At 66.9% G+C, this 24,678-nt stretch carries 23 protein-coding genes; 9 read left to right on the top strand and 14 right to left on the bottom strand.

Going from position 1 to position 24,678, the window contains the following annotated elements; genetic code table 11:
* Positions 1–43 precede the first annotated feature (43 nt).
* Positions 44–994 (bottom strand): mechanosensitive ion channel family protein, encoded by a 951-nt coding sequence (locus tag AC4AMJ_RS06715; RefSeq protein WP_489917580.1) that lies wholly within the window; start codon positions 992–994, stop codon positions 44–46.
* 183 nt (positions 995–1,177) lie between these two features.
* Between AC4AMJ_RS06715 and AC4AMJ_RS06710 the strand changes: the two genes are divergently transcribed.
* The 5 genes from AC4AMJ_RS06710 (at position 1,178) to AC4AMJ_RS06690 (ending at position 6,018) form a co-directional block, all read left to right on the top strand.
* The gene (locus tag AC4AMJ_RS06710; RefSeq protein ID WP_489895174.1) at positions 1,178–1,591 is read left to right on the top strand and encodes a Zn-ribbon domain-containing OB-fold protein; all 414 of its coding nucleotides are present in this window, start codon (positions 1,178–1,180) and stop codon (positions 1,589–1,591) included.
* A gap of 15 nt (positions 1,592–1,606) precedes the next feature.
* Positions 1,607–2,752, top strand: coding sequence for a thiolase family protein (locus AC4AMJ_RS06705; RefSeq protein WP_489917579.1), 1,146 nt, complete (start codon positions 1,607–1,609; stop codon positions 2,750–2,752).
* Positions 2,753–2,978: 226 nt separating this feature from the next.
* Entirely contained in the window at positions 2,979–4,106 is a 1,128-nt protein-coding gene (locus AC4AMJ_RS06700) for a nucleoside hydrolase (RefSeq protein ID WP_489917578.1), read from the top strand.
* 26 nt (positions 4,107–4,132) lie between these two features.
* The gene (locus AC4AMJ_RS06695; protein ID WP_489917577.1) at positions 4,133–5,083 is read left to right on the top strand and encodes an LLM class F420-dependent oxidoreductase; all 951 of its coding nucleotides are present in this window, start codon (positions 4,133–4,135) and stop codon (positions 5,081–5,083) included.
* 92 nt (positions 5,084–5,175) lie between these two features.
* Positions 5,176–6,018: a DUF5995 family protein gene (locus tag AC4AMJ_RS06690; protein WP_489917576.1), complete on the top strand. Its 843-nt coding sequence runs from the start codon at positions 5,176–5,178 to the stop codon at positions 6,016–6,018.
* Between the two features lie 43 nt (positions 6,019–6,061).
* On the opposite strand, the gene meaB is transcribed toward AC4AMJ_RS06690, so the two are convergent.
* From meaB to AC4AMJ_RS06675, 3 genes are read right to left on the bottom strand one after another with little or no spacing between them, the layout of a single operon-like run.
* Complete coding sequence (meaB, locus tag AC4AMJ_RS06685) at positions 6,062–7,090, bottom strand: methylmalonyl Co-A mutase-associated GTPase MeaB (protein ID WP_489895164.1); 1,029 nt, start codon at positions 7,088–7,090, stop codon at positions 6,062–6,064.
* The gene (scpA, locus tag AC4AMJ_RS06680) at positions 7,090–9,369 is read right to left on the bottom strand and encodes a methylmalonyl-CoA mutase (protein WP_489895162.1); all 2,280 of its coding nucleotides are present in this window, start codon (positions 9,367–9,369) and stop codon (positions 7,090–7,092) included. The genes meaB and scpA overlap by 1 nt, the downstream gene beginning before the upstream one ends.
* Entirely contained in the window at positions 9,366–11,285 is a 1,920-nt protein-coding gene (locus AC4AMJ_RS06675; protein WP_489917575.1) for a methylmalonyl-CoA mutase family protein, read from the bottom strand. The genes scpA and AC4AMJ_RS06675 overlap by 4 nt, the downstream gene beginning before the upstream one ends.
* Positions 11,286–11,413: 128 nt before the next feature.
* Here AC4AMJ_RS06675 and AC4AMJ_RS06670 point away from each other — a divergent pair, with 128 nt between their 5' ends.
* The 3 genes from AC4AMJ_RS06670 to AC4AMJ_RS06660 all read left to right on the top strand — a co-directional run bounded on the left by AC4AMJ_RS06670 (position 11,414) and on the right by AC4AMJ_RS06660 (position 13,434).
* Entirely contained in the window at positions 11,414–12,190 is a 777-nt protein-coding gene (locus tag AC4AMJ_RS06670; protein ID WP_489895159.1) for a TVP38/TMEM64 family protein, read from the top strand.
* Between the two features lie 90 nt (positions 12,191–12,280).
* A complete protein-coding gene (locus AC4AMJ_RS06665; protein WP_489895157.1) occupies positions 12,281–12,889 on the top strand; it encodes a hypothetical protein in 609 nt (202 codons plus the stop codon).
* Positions 12,886–13,434 (top strand): hypothetical protein, encoded by a 549-nt coding sequence (locus AC4AMJ_RS06660; protein ID WP_489917574.1) that lies wholly within the window; start codon positions 12,886–12,888, stop codon positions 13,432–13,434. Before AC4AMJ_RS06665 ends, AC4AMJ_RS06660 begins: the two co-directional genes overlap by 4 nt.
* A 75-nt stretch (positions 13,435–13,509) precedes the next feature.
* Here the strand turns inward: AC4AMJ_RS06660 and AC4AMJ_RS06655 are convergent, their stop codons facing one another.
* From AC4AMJ_RS06655 to AC4AMJ_RS06645, 3 genes are read right to left on the bottom strand one after another with little or no spacing between them, the layout of a single operon-like run.
* On the bottom strand, positions 13,510–14,685 hold the full coding sequence (locus AC4AMJ_RS06655) for an SPFH domain-containing protein (RefSeq protein WP_489895153.1): 1,176 nt from the start codon (positions 14,683–14,685) through the stop codon (positions 13,510–13,512).
* A gap of 9 nt (positions 14,686–14,694) precedes the next feature.
* On the bottom strand, positions 14,695–15,123 hold the full coding sequence (locus AC4AMJ_RS06650; RefSeq protein ID WP_489895151.1) for an NfeD family protein: 429 nt from the start codon (positions 15,121–15,123) through the stop codon (positions 14,695–14,697).
* Between the two features lie 48 nt (positions 15,124–15,171).
* Positions 15,172–16,002: a DUF3097 domain-containing protein gene (locus AC4AMJ_RS06645; protein ID WP_489917573.1), complete on the bottom strand. Its 831-nt coding sequence runs from the start codon at positions 16,000–16,002 to the stop codon at positions 15,172–15,174.
* Positions 16,003–16,092: 90 nt separating this feature from the next.
* Here AC4AMJ_RS06645 and AC4AMJ_RS06640 point away from each other — a divergent pair, with 90 nt between their 5' ends.
* Positions 16,093–16,899: an Rv1486c family protein gene (locus tag AC4AMJ_RS06640; protein WP_489917572.1), complete on the top strand. Its 807-nt coding sequence runs from the start codon at positions 16,093–16,095 to the stop codon at positions 16,897–16,899.
* A gap of 21 nt (positions 16,900–16,920) precedes the next feature.
* Here the strand turns inward: AC4AMJ_RS06640 and AC4AMJ_RS06635 are convergent, their stop codons facing one another.
* From AC4AMJ_RS06635 to AC4AMJ_RS06605, 7 genes are all read right to left on the bottom strand, one after another.
* On the bottom strand, positions 16,921–17,985 hold the full coding sequence (locus AC4AMJ_RS06635) for a ferrochelatase (RefSeq protein WP_489917571.1): 1,065 nt from the start codon (positions 17,983–17,985) through the stop codon (positions 16,921–16,923).
* Positions 17,985–18,818, bottom strand: a complete 834-nt coding sequence (gene inhA, locus AC4AMJ_RS06630) for an NADH-dependent enoyl-ACP reductase InhA (RefSeq protein ID WP_489895143.1) — start codon at positions 18,816–18,818, stop codon at positions 17,985–17,987. The genes AC4AMJ_RS06635 and inhA overlap by 1 nt, the downstream gene beginning before the upstream one ends.
* A gap of 47 nt (positions 18,819–18,865) precedes the next feature.
* Entirely contained in the window at positions 18,866–19,597 is a 732-nt protein-coding gene (fabG1, locus tag AC4AMJ_RS06625; RefSeq protein ID WP_489895141.1) for a 3-oxoacyl-ACP reductase FabG1, read from the bottom strand.
* Positions 19,598–19,636: 39 nt separating this feature from the next.
* A complete protein-coding gene (locus AC4AMJ_RS06620; RefSeq protein WP_489900874.1) occupies positions 19,637–20,605 on the bottom strand; it encodes a VWA domain-containing protein in 969 nt (322 codons plus the stop codon).
* 13 nt (positions 20,606–20,618) lie between these two features.
* Positions 20,619–21,557 (bottom strand): DUF58 domain-containing protein, encoded by a 939-nt coding sequence (locus tag AC4AMJ_RS06615; protein WP_489895139.1) that lies wholly within the window; start codon positions 21,555–21,557, stop codon positions 20,619–20,621.
* Positions 21,544–22,752 carry an AAA family ATPase gene (locus AC4AMJ_RS06610; protein WP_489895137.1) on the bottom strand — a complete coding sequence of 403 codons (1,209 nt, stop codon included), beginning with the start codon at positions 22,750–22,752 and terminating at the stop codon, positions 21,544–21,546. Before AC4AMJ_RS06610 ends, AC4AMJ_RS06615 begins: the two co-directional genes overlap by 14 nt.
* 147 nt (positions 22,753–22,899) lie before the next feature.
* Entirely contained in the window at positions 22,900–24,396 is a 1,497-nt protein-coding gene (locus AC4AMJ_RS06605) for an NlpC/P60 family protein (protein WP_489918385.1), read from the bottom strand.
* Between the last annotated feature and the right edge of the window lie 282 nt (positions 24,397–24,678).

Genomic DNA, 24,678 nt, shown 5'->3' with positions numbered 1-24,678 from the left:
CGTCGGCGACGCGACCGGTCGAACGCCATCCCGACCGACAGGGTCATGAGTTCCCGTTGGTCCCCAGCAGCCCGGCCATCCGACCCTTGGGGTAGGGGAGGTCGATGCCGTGCTCCTCATAAGCGCGCAAGATGTCGCGACGAATCCGCCGGGACAGCGCCCATTGACGGTTTGCCTTGGTCTTCAGCGTCATGCGCAGGGTGATCATGTCGGGCGCGACCTCTTGGACGCCCAGCATCTCGGGCGGCCCGAGCACGTCGGCGCGGATGCTCTCGTCCTCGACTGCCGCACGGGCCGCCTCGAGTGCGACCTCTTGCGCGCGGTCGATGTCGGCACTGAGAGCGACCGGCACCTCGACACGCGCAACGGCATATTCCTGGCTCATGTTGCCGACCCGGACGATCTCACCGTTGCGGACGTACCAGAGCGTTCCATCGATGTCGCGCAGTGTCGTGATCCGTAGCCCGACCGTCTCGACCTCGCCGATGGCCTCGCCGAGGTCGACGATGTCGCCGACCCCGTACTGGTCCTCGAGCAGCATGAACACGCCCGACACGAAGTCTCGCACAAGGTTCTGCGCACCGAATCCGATGGCCAGGCCGACCACTCCCGCCGATGCGACGAACGGGGCGATGTTGACACCGAGGACGCTCAGCACCGACAACACCACCCACACCAGCAGGATGATCGACACTGTCGACTTCAGTACCGAACCGATGGTCTGTGCGCGCTGCGCCCGCCGTTCGGCCATGTCCGGATCCCGCAGTGCCTTCGGGGTGCGCTCACGGAGGTGTCGTACCAACGCGGGCTTCTTGGTCTCCACAGATCCCGGTTCTGGCGCCGGAGGCCGACGTGTCGCCCGGTCGATGATCCGGTGCAGTACGTACCGCACGATCAACGCCACCACCAGATAGACGACGATCCGGATCGGGTTCTCGATCAGCCATTCACGATTCGTGTCCGTCCACTCGAATGCCATCAGATTGGTCCCCATGTCCCCGACCGTACGTGCTCGGCACACGATGTAAACGTGATGTCCGACGCTCCTCGACGAGCCTCGGATCGCCCTCACTCGCCGATCGTCGCCTCCGAGAGGGTACGAGAATGCCATTTCCATTTTCGGAAACCTGGATTATGCTGATGCAGAATCGATTGTCTAGCGAGGCGAGGAAACGACATGCCAAAGGCGCTCGCGCCCGAGATCTCCACATGGCCGGACGAGAACACGCAGCTCATCGGAACCCGGTGTTCGGACTGCGAGTTCACGACGTTCCCGGTCCAGGACCGCTGCCCCAAGTGCAGTTCCGGCGCCACGGCCGAGGTACTACTCCCCCGCAACGGCAAGCTCATCGCCTGGACGGTCCAAGGTTTCCCGCCCGGCGACCCATACATCGGACCGACCGGCAAGGACTTCGTCCCTTTCGGTGTGGGGTTGGTGGAACTCGGCGACGTGGTCCGCGTCGAGGGTCGTCTCACCGAAAACGATCCGGCCAAGTTGCGCTTCGGTCAGGACGTCGAGCTGACCATGATCCCGTTCGCCACCGATGCCGATGGCGACGACATCTACACCTTCGCCTTCGCGCCGGCCTGATCCGAGAGGAATTCCATGACCAACGACGTAGCAATCATCGGTGTCGGACTCCATCCCTTCGGGCGCTTCGACAAGACTGCGATGCAGATGGGCGCCGAGGCGATCCAACTGGCGTTGACCGACGCCGGGGTGGAGTGGAAGGACATCCAATTCGGGTTCGGCGGCAGCTATGAGATCTCGAACCCGGATGCGGTCACCCGTCTCGTCGGGCTGACAGGCATCACCTTCACCAACGTGTTCAACGCGTGCGCGACGTCGGCCAGTGCCATCCAGCAGACGGCCGACACCATCCGCCTCGGGACCTACGACATCGGTATCGCCGTCGGTATGGACAAGCATCCCCGGGGAGCCTTCACCGACAATCCCGCGAAACTCGCGCTGCCACAGTGGTACGCGCAGAACGGCCAGTTCCTGACCACGAAGTTCTTCGGGATCAAGGCGAATCGCTACATCCATGATCACAACATCTCGCAGGCCACCCTCGCAAAGGTCGCGGCAAAGAACTTCCGCAACGGGGAGCGGAATCCGAATGCGTTCCGGCGCACGCCGATCTCCGAGGACCAGATCCTGAACTCGCAGATGGTGAACTACCCGCTGACGCAGTACATGTTCTGCTCGCCGGACGAGGGCGCGGCCGCGGTGATCATGTGCCGAGCCGACATCGCCCACAAGTTCACCGACAAGCCGGTGTTCCTACGCGCCAGCGAGATCCGTACCCGCCGAGCCGGTGCATACGAGGTTCATGCGACGTCGGCGCCGATCGAGGAGGACATGTCACCCACCGTCTACGCGTCCCGGGCGGCGTATGAACGGGCCGGCATCGGACCAGAGGATGTCGACATCGCGCAGCTCCAGGACACCGATGCCGGTGCCGAGGTGATCCACATGGCCGAGACCGGACTGTGCAAGGACGGCGAGCAGGAGCAGTTACTCGCCGAGGGCGCAACCGAGATCACCGGGTCCATTCCGGTGAACACCGACGGCGGACTCATCGCCAACGGCGAACCGATCGGCGCCTCGGGATTGCGTCAGATGCACGAACTGGTGCGCCAACTCCGGGGTCTAGCCGGCGCGCGGCAGGTGCCGGGCAACCCCCGGGTCGGCCTCGCCCAGGTCTACGGCGCACCGGGTACGGCCTCGGCGACGATCTTCTCGCTCTGAGGAGCGATCATGCGCACGTCACGAAGGGAGCGAGCGTGTGCCACCATCCGGTCCCTGAGGCGCCGCCCTGAGGCGCCGCCCTGAGGAGCGAGCCTGCGAGCGTCACGAAGGGCCCTTCGTGACGCATCCTCGCAAGCTCGGAGGCTCCTCAGGGACCGGGTGGTGGCGTTCGGAGGCTCCCCAGTGACCGGGGAGTGACGTTCGGAGGCTTCGTCGGGTTGATCGGATGGCGCGTCGTACCCCGTCGCCGACTCGTCGGCTGCGGACAGGCGACAATGGACTCGTGACCCGCCTCTTCCTCGACTGCGACACCGGCATCGACGACTCTCTGGCACTGCTGTATCTGCTCGGTCGGCCCGACGTCGACATCGTCGGGATCGCCTCCACCGCCGGTAACGTGCCCGTCGATGTCGTGACCGCCAACAACCTGGCATGGCTCGAGCTGTGCGGACGTGCCGACATCCCGGTGCACGCGGGCGCCGACAGCCCGCTCGTCGCGGAGCTGATGACCACCGAGGACACCCACGGACCACTGGGTGTGGGCTATGCCGAACTTCCGTCGGCCACCATCACGGCGAGTTCGACCGACTCCGCGGATGCCTGGATCGAGGCCGCAAACGCATATCCCGGCGAGCTGATCGGACTGGTCACGGGACCGCTGACGTCGCTGGCCACGGCGGTGCGACGCGACCCTGCGCTGCCGACCCGGCTGGCGCGGCTGGTCATCATGGGCGGCGCGTTTCACGTTCACGGCAACACCACCCCGACCTCGGAGTGGAACATCGCCGTCGACCCGGAGGCAGCGGCCGAGGTCTTCGCGGCGTTCGGGACCGAGGGCATCGGACCGCCGATCGTCTGCCCCCTCGATCTGACCGAGTCCGTGGCGATGACACCCGACCATCTCGTCCGTCTGGCCGCCGCGGCCGGCAGCACCCCCGTCGAGTGCCCGGATCCAGCCGACGAGATCGGCGTGCGGTCGGTTGCCGACAACCCGGTCATCCGTCACCTCGCCGACGCACTGCGTTTCTACTTCGAGTTCCACCAGGCGCACGATGAGGGCTACATCGCGCACCTGCACGATCCGTTTGCGGCCATGGTGGCACTCACCCCGGACATCGTGACCACGGTTCCTGCGCGCGTGGACATCGAACTGACCGGACGGCTCACCCGGGGGATGACCGTCGCCGACGAGCGGTCGATGACCGGTGAACCGAATGCCCGAATCGCGGCTTCCACCGATGTCGAAGCGGTGTTCGACGAACTCATCGAGACGCTCGGCAGATTCGCCAGATCGTTTGCACCTTCGGACAATTCGGTCATAACGACAGGCGCGGCGGACGACTGGCTGCATTGAGGCCGGCGCGGGCGTAGCGTCGAGGAGTGACCAGACTCGGCTACCAGATTCCCAACTTCACCTACCCCGACGTCCCCTCCGACCAGCTGTTCCCGACAGTTGTCGCCCAAGCCGTTGAAGCCGAGAACTCCGGTTTCGACACCGTCCTGGTGATGGATCACTTCTATCAGCTTCCGATCCTCGGCGCCCCCGACGATCCCATGTTCGAGTGCTACACCCTGTTGTCGGCGCTGGCGCAGCACACATCGAAGGTCCGGTTGTCGTCACTGGTGACGGGCAACTCCTATCGCAACCCGACCCTGCTCGCGAAGACGGTCACAGCCCTCGACATCGTCTCCGGCGGTCGCGGACAACTCGGGATAGGCGCAGGCTGGTTCGAGCTCGAACACGATTCACTCGGCTACGAGTTCGGCACCTTCACCGACCGTTTCGAGAAGCTCGAGGAGTCGATGCAGATCATCCTCGGCATGCTCGAAGGCAAGAAGCCGTCGCTCGACGGCAAGTGGTATCAGGTGAGTGAGGCGATGAATGTGCCTGCGCCGCTGTCGAAGATCCCGGTGATGATCGGCGGCGCCGGCGAACGCAAGACCCTGCGGATGGTCGCACAGTACGCCGATGAATCGAATCTCATCTGTGCCGTCGAGGACATCGGCCGCAAGCTCGATGCACTCGCAGGCCATTGTGACCGGCTGGGCCGCAACCGCGCCGACATCACCGTGACGCTGCAGACGTCGGCCTGCATCGCGCCCACCCACGACGAGGCCGTCGCCGAGTTCGAGGGATATCTGCAGCGGAATCCGGCCGCCGAGGTGCGTCGCGCCTCCACCATCGTCGGTGACCCCGACGAGGTTGCGGCACGCTACAGCAAGTTGCTGGCCACCGGCGTGGACGGTGTCACCGTCAATGCACCCGCAAACGGTCATGTGCCGGGCCGTGTTTCGCTGCTGGGACAGACGTTGGCCCCGCTCATCGGCTGACCGCTCGCGTCGTCGGGGTCGGTGCGTCATCCATAGAGATGAATTCCCGGCTCCGGCACCTGACCCGGCGGGCCGGGGACCAGAATCGTCTCATGCCGCCGCCCCACCCGCCGCCCCCGGCACCGATCGGTCCGGTCGCCACCATCGACGAGGTGGTGGCCGCGATCGACGCCATCATCGCCTGGGCGGTTCGGGAGTCGAGTCGACTGGGGTATTTCGCCGCGCTGTACAAGCGGATCACGCTCGCGGTGGGTGTCGCGATCGATGATGGTCTGTTCGAGGACGGCCCGCGGATGAAGGCGTTCGACGCCGCGTTCGCCTCCCGCTACTTCGACGCCCTGAACCGCTATTTTCACCCGGACCAGTTCGGCAGACCGACCCGCTCGTGGCGTGTCACCTTCGATCGCGCACAACTGCCCGAACCGATCCTGTTGCAGCACATGCTGTCAGGCGTGAACAGCCATATCTCCCTGGACCTCGGCATCGCCGCGGTCCAGTTCACGGGGCGCACGAAGCTGAGCTCTCTGCACAAGGATTTCGACACCATCAACGCGGTGCTGGCCAGCCAGGTCAACGGGGTGGTCGAGGACTTGAACGAACTCTCCCCTGCACTGGCCGACATCTACGCCGTTCTCCGCGACAACCAGATTTTCCTGCTGAACGAGGCGATCAAGGTGTTCCGTGACGGCGCTTGGCAATTCGCCACCGTGTTGGCGCTCGAGCCCGACCTCCTCCGACGAGCGACGATCCGCGCACGCGACATCCAGGTCGCCCACCGATCCACGCTGATCTTCGACCCGCCAGGTGTGGCCGGCGTTCTCGACCTCGCGATCGCCGCGGTGGCCAAACGCGAGAGCCGCGATGTCGCCCACAACATTTGGGTGCTCGCCGACGTGGCATCCACCCCCGCGCCGATCACCACGCACCTGGGCTAGCCCGCAGCCGTTCGCGGCGCCGGTTCAGCCAGGGAGACACGCCCTAGTCGGGTCGGGTGTCGAATGCGTCGACGATCTGCTGGGCCGCCAGAGCAGGGGTCAGGTCTCCGGCCCGTACCTGTTGCTCGACGTCCTTGCGGATCTGTTTGACCGGTCCGCTGTTCGCGAGACGGGACAGTACGATGTCGTCGACCATCGCCCAGGTCCAGTCGATCTGCTGCTGGTTGCGCCGCGCCTCGAACTGCCCGGCGTCGGAGAGGGTTTTCTTGTGCCGCAGCACCGCGTCCCAGTACTCGGCGACGCCGGTGTTCTCGATCGCGCTCATCGTCAGCACCGGCGGCACCCACAGGGTGTCATGCGGATAGATCAGTCGCAGGGCGTTCTTCAGCTCGCGTGCCGCCCCCTTGGCCTCGTTGAGGTGCTTGCCGTCGGCCTTGTTCACCACGACGACGTCGGCGAGCTCGAGGACCCCTTTTTTGATGCCCTGCAACGAGTCCCCGGTGCGGGCCAGGGTGAGGAAGGTGAAGGTGTCGACCATGTTGGCCACGGTCACCTCCGACTGACCCACCCCGACCGTCTCCACCAGGACCACGTCGAAGCCGGCCGCCTCCACGAGCACGATGGTCTCGCGGGTCGCTCGCGCGACACCACCGAGCGTGCCGGAGGTCGGTGACGGTCGGATGTAGGCGTCCTTCGACATCGACAGCCGACCCATGCGGGTCTTGTCGCCCAGGATCGATCCGCCCGTACGTGTCGACGACGGGTCGACGGCCAAGACCGCGACCTTGTGCCCCTGCTCGATGAGATAGGTTCCGAGCGCCTCGATGGTGGTCGACTTCCCCACACCCGGCACACCGGTGATACCGACCCGAAACGACTTGCCCGAGTGCGGTGTCAGCCGCAACAGCAGTTCCTGCGCCGCCGCCCGGTGGTCGGGTCGCGTCGATTCGACGAGAGTGATCGCACGCGCCAGGTCGGCGCGGCGATCGGCCAGCACCGACTGCTCGAGGGCATCGATGTCGATCTGTCGCCGGGACGCGGCCACCGCAGCTGGGGCGTTCTGCTCCGCCATCACTCGCCGGCGACGCCCGCCAGCTCGTGTCCCAGGTTGGTCGCGAGCTTGGTGACGAGTTCGACCGCGGAGTCGGCGATCACCGTGCCCGGCGGGAAGATCGCCGCCGCACCCGCCTCGTAGAGTTCGTCGAAATCGCCCGGCGGGATGACACCGCCCACCACGATCATGATGTCGGGACGCCCGACGTCGGCGAGGGCCTGACGCAGTGCCGGCACCAGCGTCAGGTGACCGGCGGCGAGGGAGGAGACGCCGACGACATGGACGTCGTTGTCCGCAGCCTGCGCGGCGACCTCCTCGGGCGTGGCGAACAGCGGGCCCACATCCACGTCGAAGCCGAGGTCGGCAAACGCGGTCGCGATCACCTTCTGGCCGCGATCGTGACCGTCCTGGCCCATCTTCGCGACCAGCACACGCGGCCGACGGCCTTCGGCCTCACCGAATTGCCGGACGATCTCGGTCGCCGCGTCGACGTTGCTCACCTGTCCGGCCTCATGTCGATACACCCCGCTGATGGTCTTGATCTCCGCCTGATGGCGACCATAGACCTTTTCCATCGCGTCGGAGATCTCACCGACGGTCGCCTGGTGGCGGGCCGCCTCGATCGCCAGCGCCATCAGGTTGTTCTCCAGTCCACCCTCGTCGGATGCCGCGGCCCGCGTGAGATCTTCCAGGGCCGCCTGGACCGCCGCCTCGTCGCGGTCGGCGCGCAGCCGGGCGAGTTTCTCCAGTTGCTCGGCGCGGACCTTCGAGTTCTCGACCTTGAGGACCTCGATCTCCTCGTCCTCGTCGACCAGGTACTTGTTGACCCCGACCAGGGGCTGCTGACCCGAGTCGATGCGTGCCTGGGTACGGGCGGCGGCCTCTTCGATGCGTAGTTTCGGAAGGCCCTCGTTGATCGCCTGCGTCATGCCGCCGGCCTCTTCGACCTCGGCGATGTGTGCGCGCGCCTTCTGCGCGAGCTGGTGGGTCAGCCACTCGACGTAGTTCGAACCCGCCCACGGGTCGATCGAGCGCGTGGTTCCCGACTCCTGCTGCAGCAGCAACTGGGTGTTACGCGCGATGCGGGCGGAGAAGTCCGTCGGCAGCGCGATCGCCTCGTCGAGGGCGTTGGTGTGCAGCGACTGCGTGTGACCCTGGGTCGCCGCCATCGCCTCCACGCAGGTGCGGGCAACGTTGTTGAACACGTCCTGCGCGGTCAGCGACCACCCGGAGGTCTGCGAATGAGTGCGCAGAGACAGCGATTTCGCATTGGCGGGTTCGAACTGGGCGACCAGTTCGCTCCACAGGAGGCGAGCCGCGCGGAGCTTGGCGACCTCCATGAAGAAGTTCATCCCGATGCCCCAGAAGAACGAGAGCCGCGGCGCGAACTTGTCGATGTCGAGGCCCGCCTCGAGACCGGCGCGGATGTACTCGACCCCGTCGGCCAACGTGTAGGCGAGCTCCAGATCCGCAGTCGCCCCGGCCTCCTGGATGTGGTAGCCGGAGATCGAGATCGAGTTGAACTTGGGCATCTTCTGGCTGGTGTACTCGAAGATGTTGGAGATGATCCGCATCGACGGTTTCGGCGGATAGATGTAGGTGTTGCGGACCATGAACTCTTTGAGGATGTCGTTCTGGATGGTCCCCGCCAGCTTCTCCGGCGGCACTCCCTGTTCCTCGGCGGCCACCACATAGAGCGCCAGGATCGGCAGCACGGCGCCGTTCATGGTCATCGACACCGACACCGAGCCGAGGTCGATCCCGTCGAACAGCTGCCGCATGTCGAGGATCGAGTCGATCGCGACCCCGGCCATGCCGACGTCTCCGGCGACGCGCGGATGGTCCGAGTCGTAGCCACGGTGGGTGGCGAGGTCGAAGGCGACCGACAGGCCCTTCTGGCCGGCCGCGAGATTGCGGCGATAAAAGGCGTTGGACTCTGCGGCGGTGGAGAATCCGGCGTACTGCCGGATCGTCCACGGCTGGTTGACATACATCGTCGGGTACGGGCCGCGGATGAACGGGGCCTCGCCCGGAATCGAGTCCAGCGGGTAGGGGTGTTCCTCGAGCGTGGTCACCGCGTCGCGGTCCGCTCGGCTGTAGATCGGGCGGACATCGATCTGTTCCGGTGTGGTCCAAGTGATCTCGTCGGTGGTGCGCCCCTGGTCCCGGGCCATCCGCTGGATCGCCGCATCGGCGTCGGCGGCACCCGGGGCCGCGGCGGACGCCAGGTCCACCCCGGCGAAGCTGGGGATCGCGCCGAAATCCTCGGTGGCACGGGTCGGTTCCGTCTGGGTCATGATGTCGCTCCCGCCGATTCGTGGGTCAGCTGGTCGAGAAGTCCCCGCAGGGTCGCGACCGCGTCGATGCCGATCCGCAACGACCCGTCGGGGCGGTCGCCGCCGTCAGGCCACTCCTTGTCCGGTCCGGCCATCAACACGGCGCTCAGGTCGGTGGCGCGAGCGGCCGCCAGCGCCGCAGCACCGTCGTCGGTGTACCGCTGCTTGTTCGCACAGATCACCGCGATCGGCGTGCCTGCCTCGGCGACTGCCGCCGCGATGCCGTCGACAGCGAGCGGCCCGGGGTTGATCGTCGAGATACCACCTGCGGCGAGCAGGTTGGCGATGAACGTCGTTCGGGCGTTGTGTTCGGCGACGGTACCGAGAGGCAGCAGCAGCACCGTCGGTCGACGGCCCGCCTCGGCCAGCACGGCATCCGCGGCATCGCGCAGTTCCTCGAAGGCACGGCCCACGCGAGCGAGACGCGGGGAGCCCAACGGCACGTCCACGGCGTCCGCGATCGCGGACGCGAACGGCTTCTCGTCGAGATTGGGGAACTCGTTGACGCCGGTCACCGCGGCGCGGCGATGTGCCACCGCGTCGTCACGGCGGCCCAGGGAGGCCGCCACTTCGTCGGCGATCCATCCCGACCCGAGTGCTGCGCGATAGCCGCCGGCGGTCTCGATCTCGCCGAAGACCGTCCAGGCGTTGGCGGCGAGCTCGTCGGTGAGCGATTCGACGAACCATGAACCGCCGGCCGGATCGAGCACGCGGCCGATGTTCGACTCCTCGAGCAGCAGCAACTGGGTGTTGCGTGCGATGCGCCGAGAGAATGCGGGACTGCTGGTCCGGCGTTGCGACGGTATGGCGGCATCGAATCCGAGGGCCGTCACCTGATCCGCCCCGCCGACTCCCGCACCGAATGCGGCGATCGTGGTCCGGAGCATGTTCACCCAGGGATCGCGCTGGGTCTGCATCGACAGGTCGGTGACGCCGTGAGTGAGCGCAGCACCCGCCTCGGGGGCCCCGACCACCTCGGCGACCCGGGCCCAGAGCTTGCGCAATGCCCGGAACTTGGCGATGGTCGCGAACTGATCGTCTCCGGCGGAGACGGCGAAGGTGATCTGGCCCAGAGCGTCCGCCGCGGACAGGCCTGCGGCGGTCAGGTCGCGCAGGTGTGTGACACCTGCGGCCACGAGCAGAGCGAGTTCGAGTCCGTTGTCGGCTCCAGCAGTGGCGAAGTCGGTGCCGTCCACCCGAAAGGTCCGGACGCCGGTCGGGGCCTCGGTTGCCAGGGCGGTCGCCTCGGCGGCCTGCACGGTCGGCCGACCCGAGAACGCCGCGGTCAGCGGGGAGAGACCCAGTGACGTCACGGTCGCGGCGGTCGGTGCGGCGGCCTCGGGCGCGGCGACCGCACTCTCCCGGGCAGCCAGCAACGCGCGCGCGGCGGAGATTCCGGCCGCCCCTGCGTCGAGGGTGATCGGGATGAGGTCGACGTAAACGCCCTCGAGAACGGCGGCGATGTCGTCCGGTGTGATCGTGTTGCCGATCGACAACCAGAGCCCGCTCGCCCCGCCGGACAGCGCGTCCAGGACTGCCCGGTTCACATCGGCCACCGGGGTGGCGTCGTCGCCAAAGCGTTCGGTCACGCGCCATCCGGCGGTGACGTCGCGGTCCGGGTCGGCGCCGCGGACGAACGGAAAGCTGCCGGGCACGCCGGATTCAGCGGTTTCGTCCTTTCGCGTGTACAGCGGTCGGATGGACAGACCGTCGAATGTGTTGGTCGACAGCAACTCCTCGGCTGAAGCACCCAGCTCGTCGACGGTGGTCCTGCGGGACTTGGCCACCACCGCGGCAGCGGCTTGCGACCAGGCGTTATAGGCCTCGTCGAGCGGCCTGTCGGGCCGATCTGATTGCGACGCAGTGGTCTGCGACATGGGGCGTGACACCTCCGTGATGCTCCCGGTTCGAGCGCGTAACCGACTTTAGCCGAACGCTCGCTCGGCCCACAGTCCAGGTCGCTGCGTGATCCATCACACGTCGATCGCGCGGGTACAGTGGGCCGGTGCAAACCGAGCCCGCCGCCACTGTCGACGATTCGTCGACAGCCGACGGCACGGCAGACGGTACCGGTCGTCCGCGGGCCCGGATCGATCGTCGCGTACTCCGCCCGGCACTGACGCTGACCGCGATGGTCGCCGTGGTTCTCATCGGCTCCTACCTGATCCCGCTACCGACGGTGGCGAGTGTGCGTACCTGGGGCGAAGGGCTGGGACCCGCGTTCGTCTGGGCGTTCTTCGTCATCTATGCGGTGGTCACGCTGGCGCCGGTCCCCCGGTCTCCGTTCACCGTGATGTCCGGCATCTTCTTCGGTCCGATCGTCGGGTTCACCGGTGCGATGATCGCCTCGACCGTGGCCGCGATGGTCTCGTTCTGGCTGGTTCGGATGCTCGGCCGGGAACGGATCCGCCCCTATCTGACGAAACCCGTGGTCCGCTCGGTCGAATATCGTCTGAGCAGACGAGGCTGGCTCGCCGTCGGCTCACTCCGCCTCATCGCCGCGTGCCCGTTCTCCGTGGCGAACTATTGCTCGGCACTGTCGTCGGTGCGCGCCCTCCCCTATTTCGTCGCGACGGTCCTGGGCATGGCTCCGGGAACGGCGGCTGTCGTCTTCCTCGGCGACACTCTGGCAGGTCAGCGCAATCCACTCCTGCTGCTGCTCAGTGCCTGTTTCTTCGCCGTCGGCATCATCGGCCTGATCCTGGACGCCAGACTCCCCGTCACCGATCCGGCCAATCGACGGTCGGACCAATCCCCAGAGGAATCAAGCTGCATCCCTTGATATCCCGCGATCAAGGTTCGTCCAATCAAGCACTGAGACTTGATATCTGCATATCAAGTCTCTAACCTTGAGTGTCGGAGGTGGTGGCGTGTGTACGTCCTGACCGTGGACCAACGCGGCAGCCGTGGTGATGTCGATCGCGTCGATGGCCTCCTCGAGGACATGGCCGAGGTGGCGCTCCTGCGCCGATTCGAACGAACCGCGGGCGATGAGGTGCAGGCGACCGCTGACGCACCGGACGTGGTCGCGCGTCTCGCGGTCGCCCTGGCCGCCGACGGTCACTGGAGCGTCGGCGTGGGCATCGGCCCGGTCGCCCTCCCCCTGCCTGCCTCGACGCGGTCCGGCCGCGGCCCCGCATTCGAATACGCCCGTGACGCCGTCGAGGCGGCGAAGAAGCATCGCATCCCGCTGGCGATCCGCGGTGTGGACACGTTGTGGTCGCATCATGCCGAGACCGCCGCACGACTGTTGGCCGATGTGATCGCCGGCCGCAGCGACCACGGCGACGAAGCGGTCAGGGTGATGCGGACCGGCGTGACCCAGGCCGAAGGCGCGGACGTCCTGGGGATCACTCCACAGGCGATGTCGCAACGGCTGCAGAGTGCCCGATGGGACATTGAGCGCGATGCGCTGGCACTCGTGACCGAACTCCTCGAACGGGCCGACACCGGGAACGCACCGAACGGGGAGAAGCGATGACGGCAACGGCGATCATCCTGCTCGTCGCGACGGTTGTGGTAGCGGTGATCCCCGCCATCGTGCGACTCCGACTGCTCGACGACGCTCGACATCCCCGTGCTGCCACCGCGCTCGACGGGACGACCGCCGCCACGATGATCGTCCTGGCGGCCGCAGCCGCCGTGATCGCCGCATCCGCCGGTCCGGCCCGCGATGTCGGAGAGGTAGTGACCGTGTGCGCGTCGATGATCGCGGCGACGGCCGGCGGCGGGTTCGTGGTCCGCCTCGTGCTACGAGCCGGAGGGGTCAATCCGCACGACGACGGCCCCGACCGCGGACCGCTGCGCGGCGGCCGGGTCATCGGTTACCTCGAACGCGGTGCGGTGGCCGCGACTCTCCTCGCCGGTTGGCCCGATGGTCTGGTGGTCATCCTCGCGGTGAAGAGCTTCGCCCGGTATCCCGAGCTCCGTGCTCCCCAGGCCAGCGAGCAATTCATCATGGGGACATTCGCCTCGGTACTGTGGGCGGCGGGCATGGCCGGCGTCGCCTACCTCATCGGGCACTGACCGCTCCTGGTCCCAGCAACCACGCAGCCCGACGGAGAGGTCGTCACGAAGGCCGCCCTCCGTGACGACGCACCATCACTCCGATGACCGAGGCTGCGGTGCGAGATCGTTGGAGGTCTGATAGCCCAACTCCCGCGCCGCGTGCGTGGTCACCTCGGGTGCCACCGGCTTGCGTGCCACCGCCTCGGCCTCGGCAACTGCTTGGGCCACCTTGGGATCCGACGCCAGCGAGAACCAGTCCGCCACATCGGATTCGTCGACCGCGGTCGGCTCGTCGTCGCGCGACGGTTCATAGCGGAACACACCGTCGTCGCCCTGGACACCGAACGACTTCGCGAAACCCTGCAGCGCGGAACCGAAGTCGGATGGCACCACCCAGACCTTGTCGCCGGCCCCCTTGGCCATCTCCGGGAGTTGCTGCAGATACTGGTACGCCAGCACCTCCGGTGTCGGCTTGCTCGCCTTGATCGCCGCAAAGGTCTTCTCGATCGCCTTCGCCTCACCCTGCGCATTCAGATACGCCGCGGCCCGATCACCCTGGGCCCGCATGATGCGTGATTGCCGCTCACCCTCGGCACCCAGAATCGCTGCCTGCTTGGCGCCCTCGGCCGCCAGGATCTGACTCTGCTTGTTGCCTTCGGCCGTCTTGATGGCCGACTCCCGCTGGCCTTCGGCGGCCAGGATCGTCGCCCGCTTCTCGCGGTCGGCCTTCATCTGCTTCTCCATCGATTCCTGGATCGAGGGTGGCGGCATGATGCTCTTCAGCTCGACCCGGGCAACCCGGAGTCCCCATCGGCCGGTCGCCTCGTCGAGGACACCACGCAGCTGCCCGTTGATGGAGTCGCGGGAGGTGAGCGTCTCCTCGAGGGTCATCCCGCCGACGACGTTGCGCAACGTGGTGATGGTGAGCTGTTCCACACCGGTGATGTAGTCATCGATCTCATAGACCGCCGAGCGCGGGTTGGTCACCTGGAAATACACAACGGTGTCGATGGACAGGGTCAGGTTGTCCTTGGTGATCACCGGTTGGGGCGGAAACGAGACGACACGTTCACGGATGTCGACACGAGCGCGGATCCGGTCGATGAACGGCAGCAGCAGTGTCAGCTGACCCGACACCGTACGGGTGTAGCGCCCCAGTCTCTCGATGACAGCTGCCTCGGCCTGCGGGATCAGCGCCACGGATTTCACCAGCACCGTCACCACGAGCAGGACGAGCAGGACCACCACGATCAATCCGATGTACTCCATGATCTTGCGTCATCCCTTCCATACGACCGCGGTGGCGCCATCGATCTCCACCACGGTCACCTCGATACCCGGTTCGATGACCTCGCCGGGATTGAGCGTGCGGGCCGACCACACGTCACCGCCGATCTTCACGCGTCCGTCGTGCTCGTCGACACGTTCGGTGACTGTGGCATGACGACCCTCGAGCGCCTCGGTGTTGGTCAGCACCGTGGGTCGATTGAGCATGTGCCGTCGCGCAACCGGACGCACCACCCCCACCAGCAACACCGAGACGACCGCGAACACCACGGCGTCCACCCAGAGGGGCGGTTCCAGCGCGAAGTCGACACCCGCAGCCGCCAACGCTCCTCCGCCGAGCATGAGGAGGGTCAGATCGCCGACGAACATCTCGGCGATCACCAACAGAATGGCGGCCACCAACCACACCAATGCGGTCATGACTCCAGTGTGCCAGAAATCACCCATCGGACCGTGGGCCCGACGTTCTCAGCGATCGCCGGCCGCGGCGGTCACGAAGTCGATGAGTTCCTCCACCGACCGCAGCAGATCCACTTCGAGGTCACGATAGTCCCGCACCCCGGACAGCACCCGACGCCAACCGTCTCGCGGCGTCCCCCAACGCAATTCACGGCACACGCCGGTCTTCCAATCGGTTCCGCGCGGAATCGTCGGCCAGGCCCGGATCCCCACCGACGACGGTTTCACCGCCTCCCAGACGTCGATGTAGGGATGGCCGCATACCAGGACGTGCTCGCCCACCTCCGCGGTCAGCCGCATCTCCTTCGAGCCCGCCACCAGATGATCGACCAGCACTCCGGCGCGCCGATGTGCGGCGGGGCCGAACTCCTCGAGCGTCGCGGCGAGATTGTCCAGGCCGTCCAAACTCTCCACCACAACACCCTCGGCCCGCAGGTCAGCACCCCACACCCGTTCGAGGAAGGTCGCGTCGTGCACCCCCTCGACGAAGATCCGACTGGCCCGTGCCGTCCGCGCTCGTGAGGACGGTGCGACGCGGGACCCGGAGGCCGTCGTCGCGGCCACCGCAGGACCGCGGGTGCGTGGTCGCACCAGGGTGACGGGCCTACCATCGATCAGGAAGGCGGCCGGATGCATCAAGAACACCCGAGTCGTACCGCGACGGTCCTCGAGCCGGACCAGATCACCCGAATAGCTCTTCTCGAGTCCCACGACAGCACCGCAGAATCCGCTGGCGGCGTCCTCGACGACGAGATCGCGCTCGGCAGCCACCTCGGGCGCTCTCGGCTTCGCACGGCGCGGGTTGGCCAGCACGTCTCGTCCGTAACGGTCATCGCTCACGGAGACCTACCGTAAGACCTCGGCGCCCGAACGGCGCAGAGCCACGCCGGGTTACCCGGATCCCACCGGGTCGCCTATCGTGGAAAACCTATGACCAGCACCGATCACATCGTCTCCGGCCCACCCGCGTGGCCGGGCTGCGCGCTGGGCGCCTGGGCTGCCGCGTGGCTCGGCGGACGCTGCGCGCCGGACGATGTCACCGACACCCTCGACGAGTTCGCCGGCCGTCACACCGTCATCGACGCCGACGACCTGCTCGACGGTTCCGGTGACAACGCCCGACTGGCCCTGCTGGCACTTCTCCGTCGTGGTGGGCGGATCGAGGTTCGCCTGCCGACCCCCGGGGACCCGCAGGGCCTGCCGCCGGACCCGGCGACGACGGCAGCACTCGCTGCCGCCGAGATCGTCTTGGTCCATGATCGATCGGATGACACCACCATCGGTCTCATCCCGGAGTTCGCCGACCAGACCTGCCGGTGGACCGCCCGACGCTATCGGCAACCGGTCCAAACCGGACCCCCGCAACCACTTGGTCAGGTGGAATACGATCTGCGCGAAGCGGTTCGGGAAACCGCCGATATCATCGGAGGCCTCGGCAGCGGCGCGGTACGCGGCAGTCCGAAGGAGTTGCGCGTCACACTGAACACCCTGACCGCTCGACACCATGTGACGCTCCCACCGCACGACGACGACCGGGCGACCCGCGTGCTCGATTCCGCCGCACGTGTCGAGGCGATCGTCGACCTCGCCGTCGCACAGACCCCCACATTCGGCGTGACCGCGGTCCACGTGGAGACAGGAGATTCCCGCCTTCGACGCCTCACGGCGCTCGCGCGGGGCGCGCGGGCGGCCGCGGTCAATCAGGTGATCCGCGAGTACCTCCCGGTCGACCGCTGATCGGGCCGCCGAGACGCCGGATCAGGTGGGTCGTCGGGCGGGTACGCAGCAGTCCGTGCGGCAGATCCGCCCATTGTCCCCGCACCCCATCGCGGCGGTCTTCCCGTCGCCGTCGACATAGGCCTCGACGAGATCCGCGATCATCTCGATGAATCGGGGGTCGTCGCCGACGGTGGCGGCGCGCACGTAGCCGATACCGAGCCGCTCGGCGACCTCTGCCGCCTCGTTGTCCAGATCCCAGACCACTTCGAGGTGATCGGAGACGAACCCGACAGGACACGCGATGACCTGCTGAACACCTTGGGCAGCAATCGTTTCGAGGTGATCACAGATGTCTGGTTCCAACCACGGCACCTGCGGGGGGCCCGATCGGGACTGCCAGACCTGATCGAAGTCGCGGAATCCGGCCGCTGCGGCCACCGCCGCCGAGGCCGCGGCGACCTGGCGTGAGTACAGACCCCCACCGTCGGCAGCCGGGCCGGACGCCCGGTCTGCCGATGTCGGGATCGAGTGCGCGGTGAACACCAGGCGTGGCTCACCGCCGTTCGGGGGCAGCTGCGCCACAGCACGCCGCACCGCATCGGCGCCGGCCGCGACCATCGCCGGGTGATCCCAGTACTGCGGAAGTTTGCGCAGCAGCATCGGATCCGACGCGCTGTCGGGCTCGGTGCGCGCGAGTGCGGTCAGGGCGCGCGCGATGTCCTCGTGATACTGGCGGCATCCGGAATAGCCGCCCCACGCCGAGGTCGGGAAGACCAACACCCGCCGATGCCCGTCGCGGAACATCTCGGCGACGGTGTCCTCGACCATCGGATGCCAGTTCCGGTTTCCGAAGTAGACCGGCAACTGTTGACCGCGCGCCGAGAGTGCCGACCGGATGGCGCCGATCATCTCGAGATTGAGCCGATTGATCGGCGACACCCCACCGAAATGCAGATAGTGCTCGGCGACGGCCTCCAGACGCTCCCGCGGGACGCCACGACCCCGGGTGACGTTCTCCAGGAACGGCATCACGTCGTCGGGGCCGTCCGGCCCGCCGAAGCTCAGGAACAGTACGGCGTCGAAGCGCTCGGCAACGGCGTCCACTACCCGGCGAAGTTCTCCGGGAACCACGTGTTGTGGCTCGCCCCGCCGTCGACGTAGACGATCGAGCCGGTGGTGCCGGGCAGCCAGTCGGAGAGCAACGCGCACACCGACTTCGCGACCACCGTCGGGTCGTCGACGTCCCAGCCGATCGGCGAGGCACCGTCCCAGTACTCGTTGAGCATGTTCAGCTGCTTGGCGTCGTCGGTCGCGGTGCCGGCGATCGCCTTGGCGGCCAGCGTCTTGATCGGTCCGGCCGCAACGAGATTCGATCGGATGTTCTTGGCGTTGCCGACCTCGCGTGCCACGTAGCGGTTGACCGATTCCAGTGCGGCCTTGGCGACCCCCATCCAGTTGTAGTACGGCATCGCGGTCCGCGGATCGAAGTCCATGCCGACGATCGAGCCCCCCTCGTTCATCGCGGGGAGCACCGCACGGGCCAGCGACGCATAACTCCATGCGGAGATCTCGAAAGCCTTGGCGGCGTCGGGACCCGGCCCTTCCAGGAATGGCACGGCATCCGGCCCCATCAGGGTGCGCGGAGCAAATGCGATCGAGTGCATCACGCCGTCCACACCCTCGGGTGCCAGTTCTTTGATCTTGCCGGCCAACGCGTTCAGGTCGTCCTCGCTGGTGATGTCGAGGCCGATGGCCGGCGGCACCTCCTGCGGCAAACGCTTGGCGATCCGGTCGATCAGCCGAAGCCGCTCGGGGATACCGGTGATGATCACCTTGGCACCCTGCTGCTGTGCCATCGCGGCCGCGTGGAACGCGATGGATGCATCGGTGATGATGCCGGTGATGAGAATGGTCTTGCCGTCGAGAATTCCGGTCACGGTCAGCTCCTCAAGCTCGGATGTCGTCGATTGAACGGATCAGCGGATCAGTTGCCCATGCCCATGCCACCGTCGACGGGGATCACCGCGCCGGTGATGTAGTTGCCCTGGTCAGAGGCGAGGAAGCTGATGGCGGCGGCGACGTCCTCGGGTTGCCCGACCCGTCCGAGCGGGATCGCCTGCTTCGCCATGTCGACGTAGCGATCCTCCATGGCGGCGGTCATGTCCGTTTCGATGAATCCCGGCGCCACCACGTTGGCGGTGATGTTGCGGGATCCGACCTCGCGGGCGATCGAGCGCGCCATGCCGATCAGACCGGCCTTGGACGCCGCGTAGTTGACCTGTCCCGGAATGCCCGACATCGCGACGACCGACCCGAGGAAGATCATCCGTCCCCACTTGGCGCGCTGCATGCCCTTGGTCGCCCGCTTTGCACAGCGGAAAGCTCCGGTCAGGTTCGCGTCGATCACCTTCTCGAAGGACTCTTCGGACAGACGCATCAGCAGCATGTTGTCGGTGATACCGGCGTTGGCGACGAGCACCTCGACGGGGCCCTGGTGCTCGGCCACCTCGTCGAACGCCCTCTCCACCGACTCGTTGTCGGTGACATCGCACTGCACACCGAACAAGCCGTCGGGCGCACCCGAACCACGGTGGGTGACCGCGACCTTGTGGCCGTCCGATGCCAGGCGGCGGGCGACCGCGAGTCCGATCCCGCGATTGCCGCCGGTCACCAATACCGAGCGCGAGACCTGCTGAGCTTCGTTGCTGTCTGCCATGGTGGTCAAACTTATCCGTTCGTTTCGGTGTGTTTGCGCTCAGGGCAGTCGACGATTGATCGCCAATGCGGCGAATGCCGAGAGCAGCGCTAACACGGTACCGGCGATGAGCCATGGGCGGGAATTGTCACCCCGGCGTTTTTCGTACCCGATCTGCTGTTGCAGCGTCTCGTAGACCTTGTTGAGCTCGTCGAGGCTGGCCGCCGTGAAGAACTGTCCACCACTGAGATTGGCGATCTTGCGCAGCGAATCGTCGTCGACCGGTACGGGGACCTGATCGCCCTCGAGATCGACGGTGCCGTTCATGGTCCCGAAGGAGATCGTGGAGATCGGGATCTTCTCCTCCTTGGCCTTGCGGGCCGCGGTGAACGCCCCGCGTGGATCGTCCGGGTCGTCGGGCACGGTCTCCTTGCCGTCGGACAGCAGCACGATCCGCGCAGGTGGCGCCGCCTCATCTCCCCCGAGGACCGCGTTGAGGGTCTTGATCTGCTGAATCGCCGCGAAGATGCCCTCACCGGTCGCGGTCTTGTCGTCGAGCCGTAGTTTGTCGACCGCTTCCTTGGTCGCGTTGTGGTCCGGCGTCGGCGAGACGAGGGTCGACGCGGTCCCCGCATAGGAGATCAACCCCAGGTTGATGCCGTCGGTCAGTTCGTCGGCGAACTTCCGGGCGGCGTCCTGCGCTGCCCGGATCCGCGACGGCGAGACGTCGGTCGCGTTCATGGACCGCGACACGTCCATGACGAGGATCACGGTCGCCTTGTTCCGCGGCACCCGGCGATCCGCCTGCGGCGCGGCCATCGCGACCACGAGCAGCGTCAGGGCAACCAGCAGCAGGGCGATGGGTACGTGGCGCCATCTGTTGTGTTGCTGCGGCGCCACACGGTTCAGCAGGTCCAGGTTGGCGAATCTCAGCGCACGTTTGCGCCGCAACCGTTGCACGTAGATGTACGCGGCCGCCAATCCGGCCACGACCAGGAGCAGCAGGAGCCACCAGGGGCTCGCCAGGATCGACACCTGCGCGTCACCCGACCCCGGCTGCCAGGCCGCGTCGACGTTGCGCGACGAACTTGACGGTGTCGGTGATCCAGTCGCGGTCGGTGGACAGACTCAGCACCGGTCCCCCACAACTGCGGACGGTGCGATGCACCTTCTGCTGATGCGCACGCGCAGCGGACGCGAAGTCCCGCCGGATCGTCGGAGTGATGGTGATATCGCGGATCTCGCCGGATTCCGCGTCGGCCAGCGTGACCTCGCCGACGTCCGGGAGTACCAGGTCGCGCGGGTCCAGGACCTCGACCGCGAGCAGTTCGTGGTGGGCGCCGATCGCGCGAAGGGACCGCTCCCAGTCGATCGGTCCCAGGAAGTCGCTGATGACCACGGCGAGTCCGCGACGGCGCTGCGGTCGGCGCAACGCCTCGATACCGGCATGCAGGTCCCCGCGCACCCCGGTCGAGGCGCGGGTTGTGGTGGCGATCGCCTTGAGCAGATTCTGGGCATGGGCACGGCCGCTGCGGGCCGGGATTCGGACCAACTGATCACCGGTCACGACGATCGCACCGTGCCGGTTGCCTCCGCCGGAGGTGAGGTGCACCAGGGCAGCGGCGGCGGCGACTGCCAGTTCACGCTTGGTGCAGTTCACCGTACCGAAATCGAGGCTGGCCGAGGCGTCGACGACCAACCAGGTCTCGAGTTCGCGGTCGGCGATCATCTGCCGGACATGCGGTTGAGTGGTCCGCGCGGTCACCGACCATTCCATCCGCCGGATGTCGTCGCCGGGCTGGTAGGCGCGGGCCTCACCGGGCTCGGAACCCGGGCCCGGGATGAGCCCGAGATGCTCGCCCTGCAGCACGCCGTCCAGCTTGCGCCGCACGGTCAGTTCCAGAGTCTTGAGGGCCGCCGAGAGCTGAGGTTCGGACAGGAGCCCGGCGCCCAGCGACGGCAGGTCGCTATTGGCCGGCATACCGTGGCGTCGACTGGGTCGCCCCAGACTGGTTCACTGCAGACTGATTCACCGCAGGCCGGTTCACCCCCGCGCCGTTGGTCTGGCCCGGATACTGTTGCGGCCCCTGCTGATTCGAGCCGGGTTGGCCAGGCGTCCCCGGAAAACCATTGGGCGACACCGGCTGCGCACCGACCTGTGGCAGCCCTACCGTCTGCAGCACTCGGGTGATCACCTGGTCGGCGTCGACCTCGTCGGCGAGGGCGTCGTAGCTGAGCACCAGTCGGTGGCGCAGCACGTCGGGCACGATCTCCACCACGTCCTGCGGCACCACGTAGTCACGTCCGCGCACGAGCGCCAACGCCCGGGCCGCCGCCACGATGCCGAGGGTGGCGCGTGGGGACGCACCGTAGGACAGCCACGCGGAGACGTCGGTCAACCCGAGTTCGGCGGGCCGACGGGTGGCGTTGATGACGCGGACGACGTAGTCGACGAGCGCGTGGTGGACGAAGACGTTGGCTGCGGTCTGTTGTAGCCGGATCATCGTCTCCGGATCGAGGACCTGCGAGGCCGTCGGCGGCACGTTGCCCATGCGATAGACGATCTCGCGCTCTTCCTCCACCGTCGGGTAGTCGACGAGGACCTTGAACAGGAAGCGGTCGCGCTGGGCCTCCGGCAGCGGGTAGACACCCTCGTTCTCGATCGGGTTCTGGGTTGCCATGACCAGGAACGGATCCGGCATCGGATAGGTGGTGCCGCCGATCGACACGTGCCGCTCGGCCATCACCTCCAGAAGCGCCGACTGCACCTTCGCCGGAGCGCGGTTGATCTCGTCGGCGAGCAGGAAGTTGGCCACCACCGGACCGAGTTCGGTGTCGAACTCCTCCCGGCCCTGCCGATAGATACGCGTACCGATCAGGTCGGTCGGGACCAGGTCAGGGGTGAACTGGACACGCGAGAAGGATCCGCCGACGACAGTGGCGAAGGTCTCCACGGCGAGGGTCTTGGCGACGCCCGGCACGCCTTCGAGGAGGATGTGGCCGCGCGCCAGCAAGCCGACGAGGATGCGCTCGACGAGTTGGTCCTGCCCGACGATGACCCGTTTCACCTCGTAGATCGCCCGCTCGAGCAGCTTGACGTCGCTGTCGGACAACGCGACCGTTCCGTCGGGGCCGGCTCCGCCCGCGGATTCGGCCGGGGGATGCGAAGAGGTCAACCGGTTGCTCCTGTTCTACCTACGTGCAGCGCAGCGCTGTGGGGGCGGCCTGTCGCTGCCAGCGTAGTCGCGTTGTCTGAAAAGCGGCCAAGAAGGGTCGCGTGGGCGGCTCTGGCACCTGTCGACCCAGGATCGGTCGACGGCGACTCAGAGCAGGCGCACCACGTTGGGCATCGCGCCCGCGGTTCGCAGGGGCGACACCTTGACGACGCTGCCCGATTCCGGCGCCTCGACCATCTTGTTGTCGCCCAGATACAGCGCCACGTGCTGGCTGGCGTTCGGACCGAAGAAGATCATGTCGCCCCGTTTCATCTGCGACAACGGATACTGCGGGCCGGACGTGTACTGATAGCCGGTGTAGTGCGGCAGGTCGATGCCGACCCCGGCGAAGGCATAGATCATCAGCCCGGAGCAGTCGAAGCCGATCTTGTTGTAGTCGCCGTAGCTGTCGGCCACGCCGCCGTCGCGGATTCCGCGGGTCGGCCCGTTGGCGTCACCACCACCCCACGCGTAGGGCACGTTGAGCTGCGACAGGGCGCGGTTCACCACGATCTCGACGGCCTGCGGTCCACGCAGACCCGGCCGGACCATGCCACCTCCGGACGAACTGCCGAACAGGGAGCCGAGGCTGCCGGTGCTCAGCGTCGAACTCAACGAGTCCGGTCCGCTACCGGTCATGTCCGATCCGCCGACACCGAGTTCGTCGAGCAGCTGAGAATGCGGCACCTGCTGACGCCCCACGAGACCTGCGAGCACTTTCTGCCCGACATCGAGGGCGAGCTTGGCCGCGGCCTCGGCGGCAACGGCCAGCGCCTGGTTGTCACCATCGGCCACCGGTGTCGCCGGGGCGCCGGGCGGCGTCGGGCTGGCGGGAGAGTCCGGGAACAGGTTCTGCAGGAGGTCGCCGGCCGTGGGGCCGTCGGCCTCTCGCTTCGGGACCACGCCGCGAATCTTGTCGAGCGAGGCCTGGACCTTGTCCCTCTTGCTGATCAACGAGGCGCGACGCTGCTGTTCGGACGCTGCGGCCGAGCGCGCGGCGGCGACAGCGGCGAGTGCGTCGTCTTTACGGGTGGCGGCGCTGCGGGTCGCGAACCGCGCCTGACGGGCAGTGGCCTCGACCGCGGCGACGCGGTTCGCCTGCTGGTTGCGCGCCACCTGCAGACGCTCGATCGTGTCGCGCTGCTGCTTGCCGAGCCGGTCCAGGACCGTGATCCGGTCGAGCACGGCGCCGGGGTTGTCCGATGACACGTACTCCGACATCGACCCTTGTGCGCTGCCCTGGCGGTACACGTCGCGCGCGAATCGGTCGAACGATTTCTGCGCCTCGGCCACCTTGCGGCCGGCGTCGGCCAGCGAACGCTTCGCCGACGTCGCCGCGACCGTGGCCAGTTGCTGCGCAGCCACCGAATTCTGGTAGTCCACGAGCGCGCGGTTGACGTTCTCCTGCCGCACCGCGACAGCGTTGTCGAGGTCAGCGAGATTCTGATTCGCCTTGGCGATCTGGTTGATCAACGTGGAGGCCGTGGACTTCGACCCGCTCCCCGGCGCCGCCTGCGCCTGGCCCGCGCCGATCGCTCCGAGCAGGACGATGACGATGAGCACACACAGGCGCACCAGCGGTGACTTTCGTCCCGCGCTGGGCACCGGTGGTCCCCCACCCGCCACACCGGCGTTACCTCGGTTCACAAGATCTCCCTTGTCGTTCGCGGTATGCCCCGGCACACCCGCATCGCTGCGACATCGATGCCTGCCCCGATCCCGACCTTCCGTGTCACGCACCATGCACCACATGCGGTGCCCACCATCACTCGGACACCACACGTGACAACAGAACCGTACGTCACATCGGACACATCGGAAAACAATCGTCACGAATTACATTGGCGTGATTACCAGGGAAAACACTGTGAACTGGCCAAAAGTCGC

The organism is Gordonia sp. LMA484, from assembly GCF_058129505.1.
Note: the sequence above shows the minus strand (reverse complement) of the source record. Positions and strands in the feature narration are given on the sequence as shown.

Bases quoted from the DNA above. Each gene is read 5' to 3' on its own strand.
- AC4AMJ_RS06690 (WP_489917576.1), top strand. From the start codon at position 5,176: ATGCCGCCGCCCCACCCGCCGCCCCCGGCACCGATCGGTCCGGTCGCC.
- AC4AMJ_RS06660 (WP_489917574.1), top strand. From the start codon at position 12,886: ATGACGGCAACGGCGATCATCCTGCTCGTCGCGACGGTTGTGGTAGCG.
- meaB (WP_489895164.1), bottom strand. From the start codon at position 7,090: ATGGCGGAGCAGAACGCCCCAGCTGCGGTGGCCGCGTCCCGGCGACAG.
- AC4AMJ_RS06700 (WP_489917578.1), top strand. From the start codon at position 2,979: ATGGCGCGTCGTACCCCGTCGCCGACTCGTCGGCTGCGGACAGGCGAC.
- scpA (WP_489895162.1), bottom strand. From the start codon at position 9,369: ATGACCCAGACGGAACCGACCCGTGCCACCGAGGATTTCGGCGCGATC.
- AC4AMJ_RS06715 (WP_489917580.1), bottom strand. From the start codon at position 994: ATGGGGACCAATCTGATGGCATTCGAGTGGACGGACACGAATCGTGAA.
- AC4AMJ_RS06650 (WP_489895151.1), bottom strand. From the start codon at position 15,123: ATGACCGCATTGGTGTGGTTGGTGGCCGCCATTCTGTTGGTGATCGCC.
- AC4AMJ_RS06640 (WP_489917572.1), top strand. From the start codon at position 16,093: ATGACCAGCACCGATCACATCGTCTCCGGCCCACCCGCGTGGCCGGGC.
- AC4AMJ_RS06615 (WP_489895139.1), bottom strand. From the start codon at position 21,557: ATGCCGGCCAATAGCGACCTGCCGTCGCTGGGCGCCGGGCTCCTGTCC.
- AC4AMJ_RS06710 (WP_489895174.1), top strand. From the start codon at position 1,178: ATGCCAAAGGCGCTCGCGCCCGAGATCTCCACATGGCCGGACGAGAAC.
- AC4AMJ_RS06705 (WP_489917579.1), top strand. From the start codon at position 1,607: ATGACCAACGACGTAGCAATCATCGGTGTCGGACTCCATCCCTTCGGG.
- fabG1 (WP_489895141.1), bottom strand. From the start codon at position 19,597: ATGGCAGACAGCAACGAAGCTCAGCAGGTCTCGCGCTCGGTATTGGTG.
- AC4AMJ_RS06655 (WP_489895153.1), bottom strand. From the start codon at position 14,685: ATGGAGTACATCGGATTGATCGTGGTGGTCCTGCTCGTCCTGCTCGTG.
- AC4AMJ_RS06675 (WP_489917575.1), bottom strand. From the start codon at position 11,285: ATGTCGCAGACCACTGCGTCGCAATCAGATCGGCCCGACAGGCCGCTC.